The sequence below is a fragment of the Pseudomonas syringae pv. coryli str. NCPPB 4273 genome (genome assembly GCF_000972175.1).
In the GTDB taxonomy this organism is placed as follows: Bacteria; Pseudomonadota; Gammaproteobacteria; order Pseudomonadales; family Pseudomonadaceae; genus Aquipseudomonas; species Aquipseudomonas syringae.
Genome location: NZ_AWQP01000067.1, coordinates 1 through 18,586, shown reverse-complemented (window position 1 = coordinate 18,586; position 18,586 = coordinate 1). Strand labels below are relative to the sequence as shown.

Sequence of the window (18,586 nt, the reverse complement as noted above, 5' to 3'; positions counted from 1 at the left end):
TCTTTCGCCTCGTCCGACACGCGGCATGCAGCGATAAGGCAGCCGACGCAAAACCCAACCTTGTCCTACACTCTAATCAGTCCTTTCAAACTGCTCTGTAGCCGAGGTAAGGAGTGCGTCATGAAAGTAATAACAAGAAAATGCATGGTTGTCGCAGGCGCTCTGGCGGTATTGGCTGTCTACACCGCCGGTGCCTATCGTAACGAACTGGCGCGCCAGGCCCCCTATGTCTCCAGCTGTACGCTTGGCCATTGCGTGCCAACCGATGCAACCTTCAGTGCCTTGCGATGAGGCTCGCACAGCGTGAATTGCATCGCCATTGCGCAAAGGCAGCTATCGATTAGCAAGCTATCGGATTAGACTGGCCAGACTCTCCCGCCACACTTGCGGCGGGTCAACACTGCCATCAGGTTTTGCCTTGACCAGTCTTAATCAAACGCCTCCGGCCATCCGCAGCATCCTGTTTGCGTTGATGATGGCAGTCCTGCTCAGCGCGCTGGACCAAACCATCGTCGCGGTCTCGATGCCTGCCATTTCCGCGCAGTTCAGGGATATCGATCTACTGGCTTGGGTCATATCCGCCTACATGGTGTCGCTAACCGTTGCCGTGCCGATCTACGGCAAACTCGGCGATCTTTACGGGCGACGTAAACTGATGCTGTTCGGGCTGGGGATTTTTACCCTGGCGTCACTGTTCTGTGGCCTGGCGCAGAGCATGGAACAACTGGTCCTGGCGCGCGTTCTTCAAGGTATCGGCGCAGGCGGGATGGTTTCGGTCAGCCAGGCGATCATCGCCGACATCGTTCCACCTCGCGAGCGTGGCCGTTATCAGGGTTACTTCAGCAGCATGTACGCCGTGGCCAGCGTCGCCGGGCCGGTGCTCGGTGGCCTGATGACCGAATACCTGTCCTGGCGCTGGGTGTTCCTGATCAATCTGCCCCTGGGAGCTGCCGCGCTGATCGTCGCGTATCGGACCCTCGTCGGCCTGCCAGTACCGCAGCGCAAGCCGATTATCGATTACCTGGGTACCGTGCTGATGATCATCGGCCTGACAGCGCTGCTGCTGGGGATTACCGAAATTGGCCAAGGCCACGGTCTGGGCGATACCGAGGTTCAGTTGTTACTGGGCACGGCGCTGCTGACACTGGCCATTTTCGTCTGGTACGAACGTCGCACGGCCGAACCCTTGCTGCCCATGCATCTGTTCACCAACAAGAGCGCTGTGCTGTGCTGGTGTACCGTGTTCTTCACCAGTTTTCAGGCCATCTCCCTGATTGTCCTGATGCCGCTGCGTTACCAGACCGTTACCGGGGGCGGCGCAGACAGCGCCGCCCTGCACTTGCTTCCACTGGCTATCGGCATGCCGATGGGCGCCTATTTTGCCGGGCGACGCACCGCGCATACCGGACGCTACAAGCCGCTGATCCTGACCGGTGCGCTGTTGATGCCGGTTGCGATTCTGGGCATGGCCTTCACGCCGCCGCAATCGCTGATAGTGATGAGCCTGTTCATGATCCTCACCGGTGTTGCGACCGGCATGCAGTTCCCCACCTCATTGGTCGGCACTCAGAATTCGGTTCAGCCCCGGGATATGGGCGTGGCGACCAGCACGACCAATCTGTTCCGCTCACTGGGTGGTGCAGTGGGCGTGGCACTGATGTCGGCGCTGCTGCTGGCCATGTTGCAGCACACTGGTGTCGGCCAACTCGGCGCAGGAGCACTGGGTGGCGAAGGCGGCTCCGGCAATGTCCTGCTCGACAGCCTTAACGCGGCCACCGGACCCGCGCTGGAAACCCTGCGCGCCGAACTGGCATTGACCTTCAGAAACCTGCTGATCACCAGCGCGGCCATTTCGCTGCTCGGTCTTGCGGCAGCCGCAGTGATGCCCAATACGTTGCTGCGAGGACGGGACTGACTGCCTTTCTGGTTCAGGAAGGCATCCCGGCCCAGAACCATTGCGTTTTCTTGCTCTTTATATGGGCAAACGCAGGCATCAGTTCGCCCTCGTCGAAGTGCCGACGCGAGCCGGACTGTGCACTGCTGAACCAGCTGCCTGAGCGAGGGCATGCTTGCCCGGCATAGACCGGCGGCAGCGGCTTTTCATCGAATCGCGCATACCACTGCGCAGTGGTTTCATCGGTAAAGCCAATCCCGGGAGCCAGGTAGGGATGAAGGTTGCCGGTGTCCTGCAGGCGAATCGGCTTGATCATCCTGTTGACCGTCACGTAAGGCTTTGGCGGCGGCAGCCCTCGCCCGCCCAGCTCAGGCACCTCGCCGGCGCGAATGATCAGGCCGTTGCGGTAGGTGTGGAACACGATCTCGCTGTGCGCACTCATCTCGCCGCGCATTTTGTCGCTGCCTCCCAGTTGCCTGACGAACGCATCACCGAGCACGGTGTACCAGCTGACGCCCTTGATACGGTCCAGCAGACGCAGGCTTTCGATGTGCGGGCCGGGGTCGACCATCAGTCCGCTGAAATCCTGAGCAAGCCGAAATTCCCACGGCAAATACTGATGGCCGTCGCACGGCAACACGCAGGCAAGGCCACCAAAGCCATGCTCGGCCTGCAGTTCGCTGCTGAGGTACCTGATCCACTCCTCGTACTGTTTCAAGCCGTCGGGCTCGGCCAGGTACGACCAGGGCAGAACCATTTTCAGACACGATCGGTCGTTGTCGGCCTGCCCCTCTGAGGTGTTCATCACGAACAGGCTGTAGGTGGCGACTTCAGCCTGAGTGGCGCTGGCGATAGACCAGATGAACTGCTCGTCTGGCGGGCTCTCGACAATCTGGCGCCGGGTCGAGGCGAACCCGGAGCCGCTCAGGCGACGCATGCGTTTGAAGAGTTGCCATTTGAGTCTGGTTTTGAACGCGTCATAAAAGCGCAAAAAGCAGGCTTCGACGCGACGCTTCATCTCCACGGTGTGGCCATTGCGAAAATACAGCGTGGTGATCAACCCCAACCGTATGACCGGCGTGCCCAACACGGAATCCATGGCCACACGTTCGGATTGTTGCGTGATCCTGGCCAATAACCTCACAGCATCAGTTGCAGTGTCCGACATGCCCTGCCCTCCCATCAGTCGCGGGGGTCAGGTTTTTGCGCGTACCTGCATGCCCTTCGCAGATGTCGGTCACGCCGGAAATGTCCCCGTTCAGTGGATAGCCATGGCCCTGCCCGCCCGAGTGGACATCAGCGTAACTGGCGATGATTTCAGGGCACATAGGCGCAAGATTCGGCAAAAACATGCAACCTTCCTCTCTTCTGATCTTTCAGGAGGCGAAGAGTGAAGGGAGTTTTCCTGCGGAGCAATACTCGGAATTTACTTTGGGAAATCAGCTACATGTATCAGGAAATGTCCTACTTGCTTCCTACAATATCTTGTCAGATCAACGCTCGCTGATGCCTGCACGGTGAGCGCTATCAATGAATACCGATAAACGATCGGCAAACACACTATATAAGAGGCAGGGATTGGAGTTAGGCTCTGCACAGCGTCGCTGGCAGGCGGAACCGGCGGGTGCCGCCGCCGCTCACGTTCTGTCAGGCGCCAACTGTCGAGCGGTTGCTATCGATCAGCAACGTCGGGCTGAAACGCAGCATGTCCAGGCACACGTCGACCAGTTGCTCGGCCTCTGCGGGCAGCGAGAAGCTGTCCGGAACCAGCAGCCATTGGTAAATGATGCCGTTGACGTAGGCAAACAGCACCACGGCAGCCCGGGCGGTGTCCAGCCCTTTGGGTAATTGCCCCTGGCGTACGGCATTGTTCAGCCCCAGGGTGATACGGTCGTGGCACTGTATGGCGTTGTCCTGACGCTGACGACGGAAATCACACATCTCGTCGGTAAACTCGCACTTGTGAAAGAGGATTTCATTGATGCGACGGGTTTTCGGGTCCAGTGCGAGTTCATGAAACAGGTGAATCAACAGGTTTCTCATGCAGCCCAGCGGGTCTTCCTCGTCCTCGCTCTGACTGGCCTGCGCCATTTCGTCGAGGGGCTCCTGAAGGCTGTCGAGCATGGCCTGCACCAGATCGGCCTTATTGTTGAAGTGCCAATAGATGGCGCCCCGCGTCACACCGGCAAGGGTGGCAATGTCGGCCAGCGTCGTGCGGGCGACGCCTCGCTCATAAAAAGCCTGCTCGGCAGCCTCCAGGATCTGGCTGCGAGTGATCTGAGCTTCCTCTTTGGTGCGACGAACCATGGCAATAAGACCTCAAAAAATTCACCTCAGGCACGCGTCTTGCGTCATGCCTCGAGATATGGCCGGGCGGCATTTGTCTCGCCTTGTCCCGAATTGGCTCCCGGCTCCCTGAATAGTGGCCGAATGCGCATTGCGGTGTTTACAAACAGCCGCGAATGTAAGTATATTCCTTAGCATGCTACTTATCTAGCCGAAATATTTTTTTACACTTCAACGTACTGTTGAGATAACAGGCTCCTGCCCCGAGGATCTTCATGCAATTCAAGCCAGCTGTTACCGTTCTGGTCACTGCCGTCGCCCTGGCAACCCTGCTTAGTGGCTGTAGCAAGAAGGAACAGGCCGCCCCGCCTGCGCAAACCCCTCAGGTAGGCGTCGTTACCATCAAAGCACAGCCCTATACCCTGACCACCGAGCTGCCGGGCCGGACCACCGCCTTCCGCGTCGCCGAGGTTCGTCCTCAGGTCAACGGCATCATTCTCAAGCGTCTGTTCACCGAAGGTGGCGACGTCAAAGCCGGTCAGCAGCTCTACCAGATCGACCCGGCTGTCTATGAAGCCAACGCCAACAGCGCCAAGGCCACCCTGCAATCCGCCAAGTCGATGTCCGATCGCTACAAGCAACTGGTCAGCGAGCAGGCGGTGAGCCGTCAGGAGTACGACACGGCGCTGGCATCGACCCAGGAAGCTCAGGCAACCCTGCAGACCGCCCAGATCAACCTGCGCTACACCAAGGTGCTGGCGCCCATTTCCGGTCGTATCGGTCGCTCTGCGGTGACTGAAGGCGCACTGGTGAGCAGCGCGCAGACCGACGCCATGGCGACCATCCAGCAACTCGATCCGATCTATGTCGACGTGGTGCAGTCGTCTGCCGATATGCTCAAGCTGCGCAGCGACCTGGACAGCGGCAAGCTGCAGAAAGCCGGCGACAACGCGGCCAAGGTCAAGCTGACCCTGGAAGACAACAGCGTCTATGGCCAGGAAGGCAAACTGGAATTCGCCGAAGTATCGGTTGACCAGACCACCGGCTCCGTGACCCTGCGTGCCGTGTTCCCGAACCCTGAACACCGTCTGCTGCCGGGCATGTTCGTTCATGCGCAGTTGCAGGCTGGCGTCAATTCGAAAGCCATTCTGGCGCCGCAGCAAGGCGTGACGCGCGACCTGAAAGGCACGCCGACCGCCATGGTCGTCAATCAGGACAACAAGGTTGAAATGCGTACGCTGGTGGCCAATCGCACCGTGGGCAGCGACTGGCTGATCGAAGACGGCCTGAAAGAAGGTGATCGTGTCATCACCGAAGGCTTGCAGTACGTCAAACCAGGCGCCGAAGTGAAAGTCGCCGAAGCGACCAACGTCAAAGGAGCAAACCCGGCACCTGCCCCGGCCACTGATAAAGCCGCAGGCAGCAAAGGGGAGTAACCCATGTCGAAATTCTTTATTGATCGACCCATTTTTGCCTGGGTTATTGCCCTCGTGATCATGCTGGTCGGTGCGCTGTCGATTTCCAGCCTGCCGATCAACCAGTACCCGAGCATCGCACCGCCCGCCATCGGTATCCAGGTTACCTATCCGGGCGCGTCTGCCCAGACGGTGCAGGACACTGTGGTTCAGGTGATCGAGCAACAGCTCAACGGTATCGACAACCTGCGTTATGTCAGCTCGGAAAGTAACTCCGACGGCAGCATGACCATCACGGCGACCTTCAATCAGGGCACCAACCCGGATACGGCGCAGGTTCAGGTGCAGAACAAGCTCAACCTCGCGACCCCGCTGCTGCCGCAGGAAGTGCAGCAACAGGGTATCCGCGTCACCAAGGCAGTGAAGAACTTCCTGATGGTGATCGGCCTGGTGTCGGAAGACGGCAGCATGGGCAAGGAAGACCTGGCCAACTACATTGTGTCGAACATGCAGGACCCGATCTCGCGGACCTCGGGTGTGGGTGACTTCCAGGTGTTCGGTTCGCAGTACGCCATGCGTATCTGGCTGGACCCGGCCAAGCTGAACAACTTCCAGCTGACGCCAGTGGACGTGAAAGACGCGATCACCGCGCAGAACGTTCAGGTGTCGTCCGGCCAGTTGGGTGGCCTGCCATCGATCAGCGGCCAGCAGTTGAACGCCACGATCATCGGCAAGACGCGTCTGCAGACCGCAGAGCAGTTCGGCAACATCTTCCTCAAGGTCAACACTGACGGCTCGCAGGTTCGCCTGAAAGACGTCGCCACGGTCGGCCTGGGCGCAGAGAACTACAGCACCGATTCGCAGTTCGACGGCAAACCGGCTTCCGGTCTGGCGATCAAGCTCGCCACCGGCGCCAATGCACTGGACACCGCCAAGGCCATCCGCGCGACCGTTTCGTCGCTGGAGCCGTTCTTCCCGCCTGGCATGAAAGTCGTTTACCCGTATGACACCACACCGGTGGTCAGCGAATCGATCAACGGCGTGGTGCACACCCTGATCGAAGCGATCGTGCTGGTGTTCCTGGTGATGTACCTGTTCCTGCAGAACTTCCGCGCAACCATCATCACCACGATGACGGTTCCGGTGGTCTTGCTGGGTACGTTCGGCATCCTCGCGGCCTTCGGCTTCACCATCAACACCCTGACCATGTTCGGTATGGTGCTGGCCATCGGCTTGCTGGTGGACGATGCGATTGTGGTGGTGGAAAACGTCGAGCGGGTCATGGAGGAGGAAAAACTCTCCCCACGCGACGCCACGATCAAATCCATGACACAAATTCAGGGCGCGCTGGTCGGTATTGCCCTGGTGCTGTCGGCGGTTCTGTTGCCGATGGCGTTCTTCGGCGGCTCCACCGGGGTGATCTACAAGCAGTTCTCGATCACCATCGTCTCGGCCATGGCCCTGTCGGTCGTGGTTGCGCTGATCTTCACCCCGGCGCTGTGCGCCACCATGCTCAAACCCATCGATCACGAGAAGCACGGGCAACCGAAACGTGGTTTCTTCGGCTGGTTCAACCGCACCTTCGACCGCAGCGTTCTGAGTTACGAGCGCGGCGTCGGCAACATGCTCAAGCACAAGTGGCCTGCGTACCTGGGTTACATACTGATCTGCGCGGGCATGGTGTTCATGTTCATGCGTATTCCGGCTGCGTTCCTGCCCGAAGAAGACCAGGGCGTTATCTTCGCCCAGATCCAGACACCGGCCGGCTCCTCGACCGAGCGCACGCAGGAAGTCATCGATCAGATGCGTGAGTACCTGCTGACCAAGGAAAGCGGCGCGGTGAAGTCGGTGTTCTCGGTAAACGGCTTCAACTTCGCGGGCCGCGGTCAAAGCTCGGCGATTGCGTTCGTGATGCTCAAGCCGTGGGAAGAACGTGATTCCGACAACAGCGTCTTCGAACTGGCCAAGCGGGCTCAGGGCTATTTCTTCAGCCTGCGCGACGCGATGGTGTTTGCCATCGTGCCGCCATCGGTATTGGAGCTGGGTAACGCAACGGGCTTCGACGTTTACCTGCAAGACCAAGGCGGCGTCGGTCACGAGAAACTGATGCAGGCGCGTAACCAGTTCCTCGGCATGGCCGCACAGAGCAAGATTCTGGCAGGCGTGCGTCCGAACGGTCTGAACGACGAACCGCAATACCAGTTGATCATCGACGACGAGCGCGCCAGCGCATTGGGTATCACCCTGTCGGACATCAACAACACCCTGTCCATCGCGTTGGGTGGCAGCTACGTCAACGACTTCATCGACCGTGGCCGTGTGAAGAAGGTGTACATCCAGGGCGATGCAGGTGCGCGTATGACGCCTGAAGACCTGAAGAAATGGTACGTGCGAAACAGTGCGGGTGAAATGGTGCCGTTCTCGGCCTTCGCCAGCGGCAAATGGTCCTACGGCTCGCCGAAACTGTCACGCTACAACGGCGTGGCGGCAGAGGAAGTGCTCGGTACGCCAGCCCCTGGTTACAGCAGCGGCGACGCGATGAACGAAGTCGAGGCGCTGGCCAAGAAGCTGCCGCAGGGCATCGGCATCTCGTGGACCGGTCTGTCCTACGAGGAACGTCTGTCCGGTTCGCAGGCCCCTGCCCTGTATGCCCTGTCGTTGCTGGTCGTGTTCCTCTGCCTGGCGGCGCTGTATGAAAGCTGGTCGATTCCGATCGCGGTCATCCTCGTGGTGCCACTGGGGGTTATCGGTGCACTGATGGCAACCAGCCTGCGCGGTCTGTCCAACGACGTGTTCTTCCAGGTCGGACTGCTGGTGACGGTGGGTCTGGCGGCGAAAAACGCCATTCTGATCGTCGAGTTCGCCAAAGAGCTTCACGAACAGGGCAAGAGCCTGGTGGACGCGGCGATCGAGGCCTGCCGCATGCGTCTGCGCCCGATCATCATGACCTCCATGGCCTTCATCCTCGGCGTCGTGCCGCTGGCGATTTCCTCGGGCGCAGGTTCGGGCAGTCAGCATTCGATCGGTACTGGCGTAATTGGCGGTATGATCACCGCAGTTATTCTGGCGATCTTCTGGGTGCCCCTGTTCTTCGTAACGGTTTCAGGGCTCTTCAAGAGCAAGCAGAAACATATTTCACACGATGAGGCTGGCCAATGAGCAAGTCATTGATCTCACTTGCAGTTACCGCGTTCATTCTCGGCGGCTGCTCTTTGATCCCCGATTACAAGCAGCCGGAAGCACCGGTCGCCGCACAATATCCGCAAGGGCCGGCGTACTCGCCGGTCGAAGGCGCCAAAATGGCCGCCGCGGAACAAGGCTGGCGGCACTTCTTCAATGACCCGGCGCTGCAACAGCTGATTCAGACTGCACTGCTCAACAACCGTGACCTGCGGGTTGCGGCGCTGAACATCGACGCCTACCGCGCCCAGTACCGTATCCAGCGCTCGGACCTGTTCCCTGCTGTTTCGGCCACCGGCAGCGGTACACGTCAGCGCGTGCCAGCCGATCAGTCGCAAACCGGTCAATCAGGCATCACCAGCAGCTACTCGGCCTCTCTGGGTGTCAGCTCGTACGAGCTGGACCTCTTCGGCCGGGTCCGCAGCCTCAGCGAGCAGGCGCTGGAGACCTACTTCGCCAGCGAGGAAGCACGTCGCAGCACCCAGATCAGTCTGGTGGCCAGTGTCGCCAATGCCTACATGACCTGGCAGGCCGACAAGGAACTGCTCAAGCTGACGCAGGACACCCTGAAGACCTACGAAGAAAGCTTCCGTCTGACCTCGCGCGCCAGCGAGGTCGGCGTTTCTTCGGCACTGGACCTGAGCCAGTCGCGTACCGCCGTCGAAAGCGCGCGCGCCAAACTGGCCCAGTACCAGCGCCTGGTTGCCCAGGATCAGAACAGCCTGGTGCTGCTGCTCGGCACCAGCCTGCCTGACAACCTGCCGGCCAGCCATTTGCTCGATTCCGACATGCTGACCGAAATGCCGGCAGGCCTGCCGTCCGACCTGCTGCAGCGTCGTCCGGACATACTGGAAGCCGAGCACTCACTGAAGGCGGCCAACGCCAACATCGGCGCGGCACGTGCAGCGTTCTTCCCGAGCATCAGCCTGACGGCCAGTGCCGGGACCAGCAGCAGCGAGCTGTCCGGCCTGTTCAAGGGCGGATCGGGCGCCTGGCTGTTCCAGCCAAGCATCAACATTCCGATCTTCAACGCCGGTAACCTGCGCGCCAGCCTGGACTACTCGAAAATCCAGAAGGAAATCAGCGTTGCCAACTACGAGAAGGCGATTCAGACCGCCTTCCAGGAAGTGTCCGACGGCCTGGCTTCACGCAAGACTTATGACGAGCAGCTCCAGGCGCAACGTGACTTCGTCGCGGCCAACCAGGATTACTACCGTCTGGCCGAGCGTCGCTACCGGATCGGCATCGACAGCAACCTGACCTTCCTCGACGCCCAGCGCTCGCTGTTCAGTGCGCAACAAACGCTGATCACCGATCGCCTGTCGCAGCTGACCAGCGAGGTCAACCTGTACAAGGCCCTCGGCGGCGGCTGGTATGAAAGAACCGGACAGACCGAAACCATCTCCAAGGAGAAGCCTTCGGTTCAGCTGTTCTGATTGACAGCGGCAGACAAAAAAACCACCTGATCAGGTGGTTTTTTTGTGGCCGAAACACACCTGCGATCAATGATCCTGATGCAGGTACTTGGGCTCTTTGGGCAAGCGCAGACTGAACAGGAACGCTACCGCCATCATGGCCGTCACGTACCAGTAAAAGCTGTTCTCCATCCCGGCACTCTTGAGTTTCAGCGCAACCCACTCAGCCGAGCCGCCGAACATCGCGTTGGCCACCGCGTACGCCAGCCCCACGCCCAGCGCACGAACCTGAGGCGGAAACATCTCGGCTTTGACCAGCCCGCTGATCGAGGTGTAGAAGCTGACGATCGCCAGCGCCAGGGTAATCAGCACAAAGGCAATGAACGGGTTGGTGGTGGTCTTGAGCGTCATCAGGATCGGCACTGTAAACAGCGTACCCAGCGCGCCGAACAGGAGCATCGAATTGCGACGGCCGATGCGGTCCGCGAGCATGCCGAAGAACGGCTGCATGCACATGTACAGAAACAGCGCGCCGGTCATGATGTAGCTGGCGGTCTTGGCTTCCATGCCCCCGGTGTTGACCAGGTATTTCTGCATGTAGGTCGTGAAGGTGTAGAAAATCAGCGAGCCACCGGCGGTGTAACCCAGCACTGTGATGAAGGCAGCCGCATGATGCTTGAACAGTGCCGCGATACTGCCCGCGTCCTTGTCCTGCCGGCTTTCGGCCGTGGTGGTTTCATTGAGGGTGCGACGCAGCAGCAAGGCAATGACCGCAGCGGCAGCACCGATCACGAAGGGGATGCGCCAGCCGTAGTCACGCAACTCTTCGGTGGTCAGGAATTGCTGGAGGATGACCACGGTCAACACCGCCAGCAGTTGCCCGCCGATCAGAGTCACGTACTGAAACGAAGCATAAAAGCCACGCTGGCCACGCAGCGCTACTTCACTCATGTAAGTGGCCGTGGTGCCGTACTCGCCACCCACCGACAGGCCTTGCAGCAGGCGCGCCATCAGCAGCAAGGCCGGCGCCCAGGCGCCAATCGATGCATAGGTCGGCAGACAGGCAATGATCAATGATCCGGCACACATCATGGTGACCGAAATCAGCATGGAGTTCTTGCGGCCATGTTTGTCTGCGACACGACCAAACAGCCATCCGCCAATCGGACGCATCAGAAAGCCAGCGGCAAACACACCTGCGGTGTTGAGCAACTGAACGGTCGGATCATCGGAAGGGAAGAAAGCCGGTGCGAAATAAATCGCGCAGAAGGCGTAGATATAAAAGTCGAACCATTCGACCAGGTTGCCGGATGAGGCGCCGACAATCGCGAAAATTCTTTTGCTTCGCTCCTCGCCGGTGTAATGCGGTGCTTTTGATGTTGTAGTCATTATTTTCCCCAAGCAGAACTGTCCATAAGAAACAATCTGTAACACCGTCTTTAATCGAGCACAATCAGTCTGAGCAATTCAGCCACCAGGAAAATCGGCAGGGTTGAACATCCAGTGCCCAGACGAACAACAACCCGGATCATCGGCCCGCCTTTTCGTGGAGGCAGACAAACGATCCGGGTTGCTGGACAACAGGTTGAAGCGGGAGGGCTTACCGCTCGATGGCCAGCGCAAGCCCCTGCCCGACGCCAACGCACATGGTTGCCAGACCTCTGCGCCCGCCGGTTTTCTCCAGATGATGCAGCGCCGTCAGCACCAGCCGCGCGCCGCTCATGCCCAGCGGATGGCCGAGGGCAATCGCCCCGCCGTTGGGATTGACCTGCGGCGCATCGTCCGCCAGACCCAGCTCGCGCAGCACCGCAAGCCCCTGGCTGGCAAATGCTTCATTGAGCTCGATGACATCGAAATCGGTCACCGCCAGGCCCAGCCGCTCGACCAGTTTACGCACCGCCGGCACCGGGCCAATGCCCATCACCCGAGGTGCAACCGCCGCGCTGGCCATACCGAGCACGCGGGCACGGGGCGTCAGGCCATGCTTTTTGACCGCTTCGGCCGACGCCAGAATCAGCGCAGCAGCACCGTCGTTGACCCCGGACGCGTTACCGGCAGTCACCGTGCGGTCCGGGCCATTGACCGGCTTGAGTTTGCTCAGGGTTTCCAGACTGGTATCGCCACGCGGATGCTCATCCTTGTCGACAAGGGTCTCGCCCTTTTTGTGTGCGACCCGCACCGGCACGATCTCTTCCTCGAAAAAGCCCGCAGCCTGGGCAACGGCCGTGCGTTGCTGGCTGCGCAGGGCGAAAGCGTCCTGATCGGCTCGAGAAATCCTGAAGTCGGTTGCAACGTTGTCGCCCGTCTCGGGCATTGAGTCCACGCCGTACTGCGCTTTCATCGCCGGATTGATAAAGCGCCAGCCGATGGTGGTGTCTTCCAGCTTCATGTTGCGCGAAAACGCGGCATCGGCCTTGCCCATCACGAAGGGGGCACGGGACATCGACTCGACGCCTCCGGCGATGGCCAGCTCGATTTCACCTGACGCGATGGCCCGGAAAGCGGTGCCGATGGCGTCCATCCCGGACGCACACAAACGATTGAGGGTGACGCCCGGTACACTTTCCGGCAGCCCAGCCAACAGTGCGGCCATGCGCGCGACGTTGCGGTTGTCCTCACCGGCCTGGTTGGCACAGCCGAAGAACACTTCGTCGATCTCTTCCCAGTTGACCGACGGGTTACGCTCCATCAGCGCCTTGATCGGCACCGCCGCCAAGTCGTCTGCTCGCACCGAAGACAACCCGCCACCAAAGCGACCGATGGGCGTACGAATCGCATCGCAAATAAATACTTCACGCATCACGCTTCTCCTGCAACCTGACCATGAGCCGCGGCAGTTCGTGCTTCCAGATCACGCAGCGCCGTCAGCTCGACGTCGGTAGGCTCTTCGGAAACCGCCACCGTGTCGGCAAAGCGGATCTCCCATCCGGTTGCAGCAACGACCTGCTCGCGGGTCACGCCAGGGTGCAGCGTGGTCACGACAAACTCATGGGTGCCGGCTTCCGGCTCCATGATGCACAGGTCGGTGATGATGCCCACCGGACCGGCGCCTGGCAGGCCCAGACGTTTGCGCGAGTCGCCGCCTTCGCCATGGCCGACCGAGGTGATGAAGTCCAGCTTGTCGACGAACGAACGCGCCGACTGCTTGAGGATGATCAGCACTGATTTGGCCGAACCGGCGATCTCCGGCGCACCACCTGCACCCGGCAGACGCACTTTTGGATGGTGGTAATCGCCGACCACGGTGGTGTTGATGTTGCCGAAACGGTCGACCTGCGCCGCGCCGAGAAAGCCGACATCGACGCGACCGCCCTGCAGCCAGTAGCGGAAAATTTCGCTGGTGGATACCACTGTGTCGGCGGTTTCAGCCAACTCGCCATCACCGATAGACAACGGCAACACCGTGGGCTTGGCACCAATCGGGCCGGACTCGTAGATCAGTACCACGTCAGGCGCAGAGGTAAGACGTGCCAGATTCGCTGCCTTCGAAGGCAGGCCGATGCCGACGAAGCACACAGAACCATTACGCAAGCGACGGGCTGCGGCAACGGTCATCATTTCACTGGTGGAGTAAGTCATTATTTGGCCTCCGACGCGCGAGCCAGCTTGCTCTGGAATTCACTGAAGTCTGCGGTGCCGTGGATGTATTCATCGATCCACGCCGTGAAGGTCTCCCGGTCTCGGGCGATCGGGTCCCAGGCCTGATAGAAGGGGTTGTCACGCTCGTAGTAGCCATGCGCATAAGACGGGTGCGCACCGCCTGGCACCAGGCACACCGCGCTCAGCGCCCAGGTCGGCAACACGCAGGAGTTCATCGGCGCCTTGAGGTCATCGACGATTTCTTCCACCGTCACAATGCAACGCTTCGCAGCCAGTGCGGCTTCTTTCTGCGCACCGAGAATGCCCCACAACAGCACGTTGCCCTTGCGGTCGGCTTTCTGTGCATGAATCACGGTTACGTCGGGACGTACCGAAGGCACCGCTGCCAGCACTTCGCCGGTGAACGGGCAGGTGACCGTCTTGATCAGCGGGTTGACCTTGGGCAGGTCGGACCCGGCATAAGCGCGCAGCACGGCGAACGGCAGACCGGACGCACCCGCTACATAAGCGTTGGCGAGGTCGGCATGGCTGTGCTCTTCAATTTCCATCGCGCGCGGCCACTGCTTTTCAACGGCATCGCGCAAACGGTGCAAGGAGCCAACGCCAGGGTTGCCGCCCCACGAGAAAATCAGCCGCTTCGCACAGCCGGCACCGATCAACTGGTCGTAGATCAGATCGGGCGTCATGCGCACCAGGGTCAGGTCTTTTTTACCCTGACGGATGATTTCATGGCCAGCGGCCGTGGGGATCAGATGCGTGAAGCCTTCCAGCGCAACGGTGTCGCCATCGTTGACCAGTTGCTTCACCGCATCGCGTAGAGAAAGAATGTCTGCCATGAGGTGCTCCGAACCCAACATCACGTTCAATGATCAGCGCGAAGACCTGCGCCGGAATGAAAATGAGGTTATGCCTGAGCAAGAAGGCAAACAATCCGATAATCGACTAAACGTTCGGTAATCGAACGAATTCAATCCGGCGAAAACACGGCCACGTCAGGTAAACAGCTGCGTACTCAGGTCGCGGCTGGCATCGAGCATGATCGGCAGAAAGCGCTGTTCCAGCTCGCTGCGTGCCACACGTCCAGCGCTGGTACTGACATTCAGCGCAGCCAGCACCTGGCCCGACGCATCATAGACCGGTACGGCAATCGAACGCAGCCCCTGCTCCAGTTCCTGATCGACAATGCACCAGCCCTGTTGCCGAACCAGTTGCAGACATTCGAGCAAGGCTTCCGGCGTGCGAATGGTGCGGCTGGTCTTGGGCTGCAGATCGACATGGTCAAGGTATTCATGCAGCGACACGTCATCCAGTGCGGCCAGCAGAATGCGGCCCATGGACGTGCAGTACGCGGGAAGACGACCGCCCACGGAAAGGTCGACCGAGATGAGCCGCTGCGTGGTTGCAGAGCGCGCTATATACAGAATGTCGTCGCCTTCCAGCGTGGCCATGTTGCACGCCTCGTGCAGTTGATCACTCATACGGTCCAGATAAGGCTGCGAAGACGTTGCCAGTGGCGTCGATGACAAATAGGCGTGGCCCAGAGTCAACACCTTGGGCAGTAAAGAGTAGGTACGACCGTCAGTGGTCGCATAACCGAGCTTGATCAGCGTGTGCAGACAACGACGCACTGCCGCGCGAGGGATCTCCGTGCGATGGCTGATCTGCGCAATGGTCAGGTGCCGCTTGCGCTCCTGAAAGGCATGAATCACGGCCAGCCCACGCGCCAGCGAGGTCATGAAATCCGGGTCACCGGTCAGCGCCTGAATGCGCTTTGCGGGCGACGCCACGATGGGCGGTGCCAATGAGGCAAAAGATTTACGCAGTTCGTCGTTCATTGACACACCTTATGTAACTGCCTTTCAGGCCCTGTAAACCGTAGGTTCCAGCACTTTTCAGGGGAGCGAAGCCCTTCCCCGCCTGTGCGATTATCGAACAGGTGGCCGATAATCGCAATTGACCCCATGTAAATATACTTATACCTTTACCTCTGCCACGAAGTGACTTCTTGGAAATACTGGTCAGGTACCCACTGAGAAGTCCAAGGCAGCGGCCTTGCTCACCAAGCAAGGCCGTTTTCATTACTCAAGCGCATCCCTCGTGCCCGATGCTCGCGACACCCTCCTCCTCATCCCGTTCGCGGTCGGTGCCTGCCGCGCAACTCCACACATCCTGCATATAAAAAGCGTGGAATTTCTTCGCCAACATTTTGTCGTCGAAAGTGAAAACTGTTTTATAAAACTTATGTCATATAAACGGCTCACTGAAACTTCGGAACAATCGTACAAAAAAACCAGACATGTGAACTCATTCAACCTCTGTTGTTGACGTAGCAGAAGTTCTTGGAGATAGTATCCGTCAGTTGGTTGGCAATACCCTCGCAACGATTGATCCACTCACCCGATTTTCGCATCGACTGCCCTGTCGACGCGCTGTCACGGTGCAGTATCGCCGCGAGACCATCAGCAAGCCTGCCAGCACAAGCCCTGTGCTTGAAATCAAACGTGTGTCGCTACGACAGGTGTTTTTCTCTGGTGCACGTAGCCGCAGACAACAACAGGCATGTCCAGTAACCCTATCGCGCAATTGCCCGAACAGGACGCTGACTGTATTTGGTATACAGCCAGACTGGAGTGAACATACTTGCAATGTTCTGCGTCATCGCCAGAGCCCATTCGACTCGATCAGGTATTAAAGTGACTAAAGATGAACTGCGCGCGGAACTTGAGCGCCAGGAACAACGCTACAAGGATGTCTACGGCGGTGAAATCACCACCTACGCCGCGCAACCGGAACCGGAACGCAAGCCTTGGCGCAAAAGAGCCAGCCTGCTGGACCAGGCGTTCAAGCAAGAACTGCAAAAAATGGAAGAAGGCCTGAAAGAAGAGCCATGACAGCACGGGTCTGCCGATCCCTGCCCGACACTCTGACTTCCAGCCCCCGGAATTACACGCCTTACTGCCTCATTGAACATTCAACGGGGCGGCGCTCATGCGTCTTTTTTTTGGTTTGAGGCGACACCGCGTGGTGACGACAAGTCGTTCGGTATTTTTTCTGTCATAATCGCGCCCCCTTCAGACCCGGTCAGAAAACCTACATGATCGATTTATTCAGCGGGCTTGATGCCTGGGTGCTTGTGAGCCTGTTGCTCGCCCTGGCTTTCGTCCTCACCTTCGAGTTCATCAACGGCTTTCATGACACCGCCAACGCGGTGGCGACAGTCATTTACACCAAAGCGATGCCGCCTCATCTGGCCGTGCTTTTTTCCGGTGTATTCAACTTTCTCGGCGTGTTGCTGGGCGGCGTGGGCGTTGCCTATGCCATCGTCCATCTGCTGCCGGTCGAACTGCTCATCAACGTCAACACCGGACATGGCCTGGCCATGGTGTTTTCGCTGCTGGCGGCGGCGATTACCTGGAACCTCGGTACCTGGTACTTCGGTATTCCGGCCTCCAGTTCGCACACGCTGATCGGCTCGATACTCGGTGTGGGTCTGGCCAATGCGCTGCTCAACGATATCCCGCTGGCCGATGGCGTGAACTGGCAGAAAGCGATCGATATCGGCGCTTCGCTGGTGTTCTCGCCGCTGGCCGGCTTTATCGTTGCGGGTCTGGTACTGGTTGCGTTGAAATGGTGGCGCCCACTGTCGAAGATGCACAAGACCCCTGACCAGCGCCGCAAACTGGATGACAAGAAGCACCCACCGTTCTGGAACCGTCTGGTGCTGGTCATTTCCGCCATGGCGGTCAGCTTCGTACACGGTTCGAATGACGGCCAGAAAGGTATTGGCCTGATCATGCTGGTGCTGATCGGTATCGTACCCAGCCAGTTCGTGCTTGACCTCACCAGCACGACCTACCAGATCGAACGCACCCGCGACGCGACCCAGCACCTGAACCAGTTCTATCAGCGCAACAGCAGCACGCTGGGCGAATATCTGGCCATGGGTAAAGCTGAAAAAGGCGACCTGCCATCCAGTTCTGCCTGTAATCCGAAGCAGACCGAACCTACCATCGACGCGCTACTCGACCGCCTGAAGGGCGTGTCCGATTACCATGCGCTGGCCCCTGAAAGCCGCATCGAAGTTCGTCGCTATCTGCTGTGCCTGGACGACACCGCCCGCAAGGTAGGGAAACTCCCTGACCTGTCAGCGCGTGAAAAATCCGACCTGGAGAAACTTCGCAAGGACTTGACCACCACCACCGAGTACGCACCGTTCTGGGTGATTCTGGCGGTCGCACTGGCGTTGGGTATCGGCACCATGGTCGGCTGGAAACGTGTGGTGCTGACGATTGGCGAGAAGATCGGCAAGCAGGGCATGACCTACGCACAAGGCATGTCGGCGCAGATCACCACCGCCTGCGCGATCGGTCTGGCCAACGTGTTCAGTCTTCCGGTGTCCACCACGCACATTCTGTCATCGGGTGTAGCCGGCACCATGGTCGCCAACAAGAGCGGCCTGCAAGGCGGAACCGTGCGCACCATCCTGCTGGCCTGGGTGCTGACCCTGCCGGCAACGGTCGCCTTGTCCGCAGCGTTGTTCTGGCTGGCTTCCAAAGCCCTGGCCTGATCTAGGCCTGTGCGAAAAGTCGGCGAGCGAAGGTCAGGCGAGGCAAAAACAGGCGAGGAAGCGGAGTCTACGTGTTGTAAATGAGCATTCCGAGCCTGTTTTTAACGAAGCATCACCGAGCGCAGCCACTTTTCGTACAGAGCCTAGCGATAAGTGGCTGCGCATAATCGGAAGAGCACACGTCTGAACTCCAGTCACCGATGTATCTCGTATGCCGTCTTCTGCTTGA

General features: G+C 59.3%; 15 protein-coding genes. 7 read left to right on the top strand and 8 right to left on the bottom strand.

Going from position 1 to position 18,586, the window contains the following annotated elements:
• The first annotated feature begins 120 nt into the window (after positions 1-120).
• On the top strand, positions 121-291 hold the full coding sequence (locus P406_RS29510) for a hypothetical protein (protein ID WP_164490389.1): 171 nt from the start codon (positions 121-123) through the stop codon (positions 289-291).
• Between the two features lie 127 nt (positions 292-418).
• Entirely contained in the window at positions 419-1,915 is a 1,497-nt protein-coding gene (locus P406_RS23430) for an MDR family MFS transporter (protein ID WP_046237503.1), read from the top strand.
• Positions 1,916-1,928: 13 nt separating this feature from the next.
• On the opposite strand, the gene P406_RS23425 is transcribed toward P406_RS23430, so the two are convergent.
• The 3 genes from P406_RS23425 to pmeR form a co-directional block, all read right to left on the bottom strand.
• Positions 1,929-3,062, bottom strand: a complete 1,134-nt coding sequence (locus tag P406_RS23425; protein ID WP_032703148.1) for a DUF3396 domain-containing protein — start codon at positions 3,060-3,062, stop codon at positions 1,929-1,931.
• Complete coding sequence (locus P406_RS23420; protein ID WP_046237502.1) at positions 3,043-3,246, bottom strand: hypothetical protein; 204 nt, start codon at positions 3,244-3,246, stop codon at positions 3,043-3,045. The genes P406_RS23425 and P406_RS23420 overlap by 20 nt, the downstream gene beginning before the upstream one ends.
• 295 nt (positions 3,247-3,541) lie before the next feature.
• Positions 3,542-4,201 carry an auxin-lysine conjugate-binding transcriptional regulator PmeR gene (gene pmeR, locus P406_RS23415; protein ID WP_046237501.1) on the bottom strand — a complete coding sequence of 220 codons (660 nt, stop codon included), beginning with the start codon at positions 4,199-4,201 and terminating at the stop codon, positions 3,542-3,544.
• A gap of 254 nt (positions 4,202-4,455) precedes the next feature.
• On the opposite strand from pmeR, the gene P406_RS23410 reads away from it, so the two are divergent.
• The 3 genes from P406_RS23410 to P406_RS23400 are packed head-to-tail and all read left to right on the top strand — an operon-like array spanning position 4,456 to position 10,211.
• Positions 4,456-5,616 carry an efflux RND transporter periplasmic adaptor subunit gene (locus tag P406_RS23410; protein WP_003413226.1) on the top strand — a complete coding sequence of 387 codons (1,161 nt, stop codon included), beginning with the start codon at positions 4,456-4,458 and terminating at the stop codon, positions 5,614-5,616.
• 3 nt (positions 5,617-5,619) lie between these two features.
• Positions 5,620-8,754 carry an efflux RND transporter permease subunit gene (locus tag P406_RS23405; RefSeq protein WP_003418653.1) on the top strand — a complete coding sequence of 1,045 codons (3,135 nt, stop codon included), beginning with the start codon at positions 5,620-5,622 and terminating at the stop codon, positions 8,752-8,754.
• A complete protein-coding gene (locus P406_RS23400; RefSeq protein ID WP_003431378.1) occupies positions 8,751-10,211 on the top strand; it encodes an AdeC/AdeK/OprM family multidrug efflux complex outer membrane factor in 1,461 nt (486 codons plus the stop codon). Before P406_RS23405 ends, P406_RS23400 begins: the two co-directional genes overlap by 4 nt.
• Before the next feature lie 66 nt (positions 10,212-10,277).
• Here the strand turns inward: P406_RS23400 and P406_RS23395 are convergent, their stop codons facing one another.
• The 5 genes from P406_RS23395 to pcaR form a co-directional block, all read right to left on the bottom strand.
• Positions 10,278-11,579: an MFS family transporter gene (locus tag P406_RS23395; protein WP_003413237.1), complete on the bottom strand. Its 1,302-nt coding sequence runs from the start codon at positions 11,577-11,579 to the stop codon at positions 10,278-10,280.
• A gap of 211 nt (positions 11,580-11,790) precedes the next feature.
• Positions 11,791-12,993, bottom strand: a complete 1,203-nt coding sequence (gene pcaF / locus P406_RS23390; RefSeq protein ID WP_173929316.1) for a 3-oxoadipyl-CoA thiolase — start codon at positions 12,991-12,993, stop codon at positions 11,791-11,793.
• Positions 12,990-13,772, bottom strand: a complete 783-nt coding sequence (locus tag P406_RS23385) for a CoA-transferase subunit beta (RefSeq protein WP_174518690.1) — start codon at positions 13,770-13,772, stop codon at positions 12,990-12,992. Before P406_RS23385 ends, pcaF begins: the two co-directional genes overlap by 4 nt.
• Positions 13,769-14,626, bottom strand: coding sequence for a CoA transferase subunit A (locus P406_RS23380; RefSeq protein ID WP_003395944.1), 858 nt, complete (start codon positions 14,624-14,626; stop codon positions 13,769-13,771). Before P406_RS23380 ends, P406_RS23385 begins: the two co-directional genes overlap by 4 nt.
• 156 nt (positions 14,627-14,782) lie before the next feature.
• Entirely contained in the window at positions 14,783-15,625 is an 843-nt protein-coding gene (pcaR, locus tag P406_RS23375) for a pca regulon transcriptional regulator PcaR (protein ID WP_003363842.1), read from the bottom strand.
• A gap of 858 nt (positions 15,626-16,483) precedes the next feature.
• Between pcaR and P406_RS23370 the strand changes: the two genes are divergently transcribed.
• Positions 16,484-16,681, top strand: a complete 198-nt coding sequence (locus tag P406_RS23370) for a hypothetical protein (protein ID WP_002554967.1) — start codon at positions 16,484-16,486, stop codon at positions 16,679-16,681.
• 203 nt (positions 16,682-16,884) lie between these two features.
• Positions 16,885-18,357, top strand: a complete 1,473-nt coding sequence (locus P406_RS23365; protein ID WP_003413241.1) for an inorganic phosphate transporter — start codon at positions 16,885-16,887, stop codon at positions 18,355-18,357.
• Positions 18,358-18,586 lie beyond the last annotated feature (229 nt).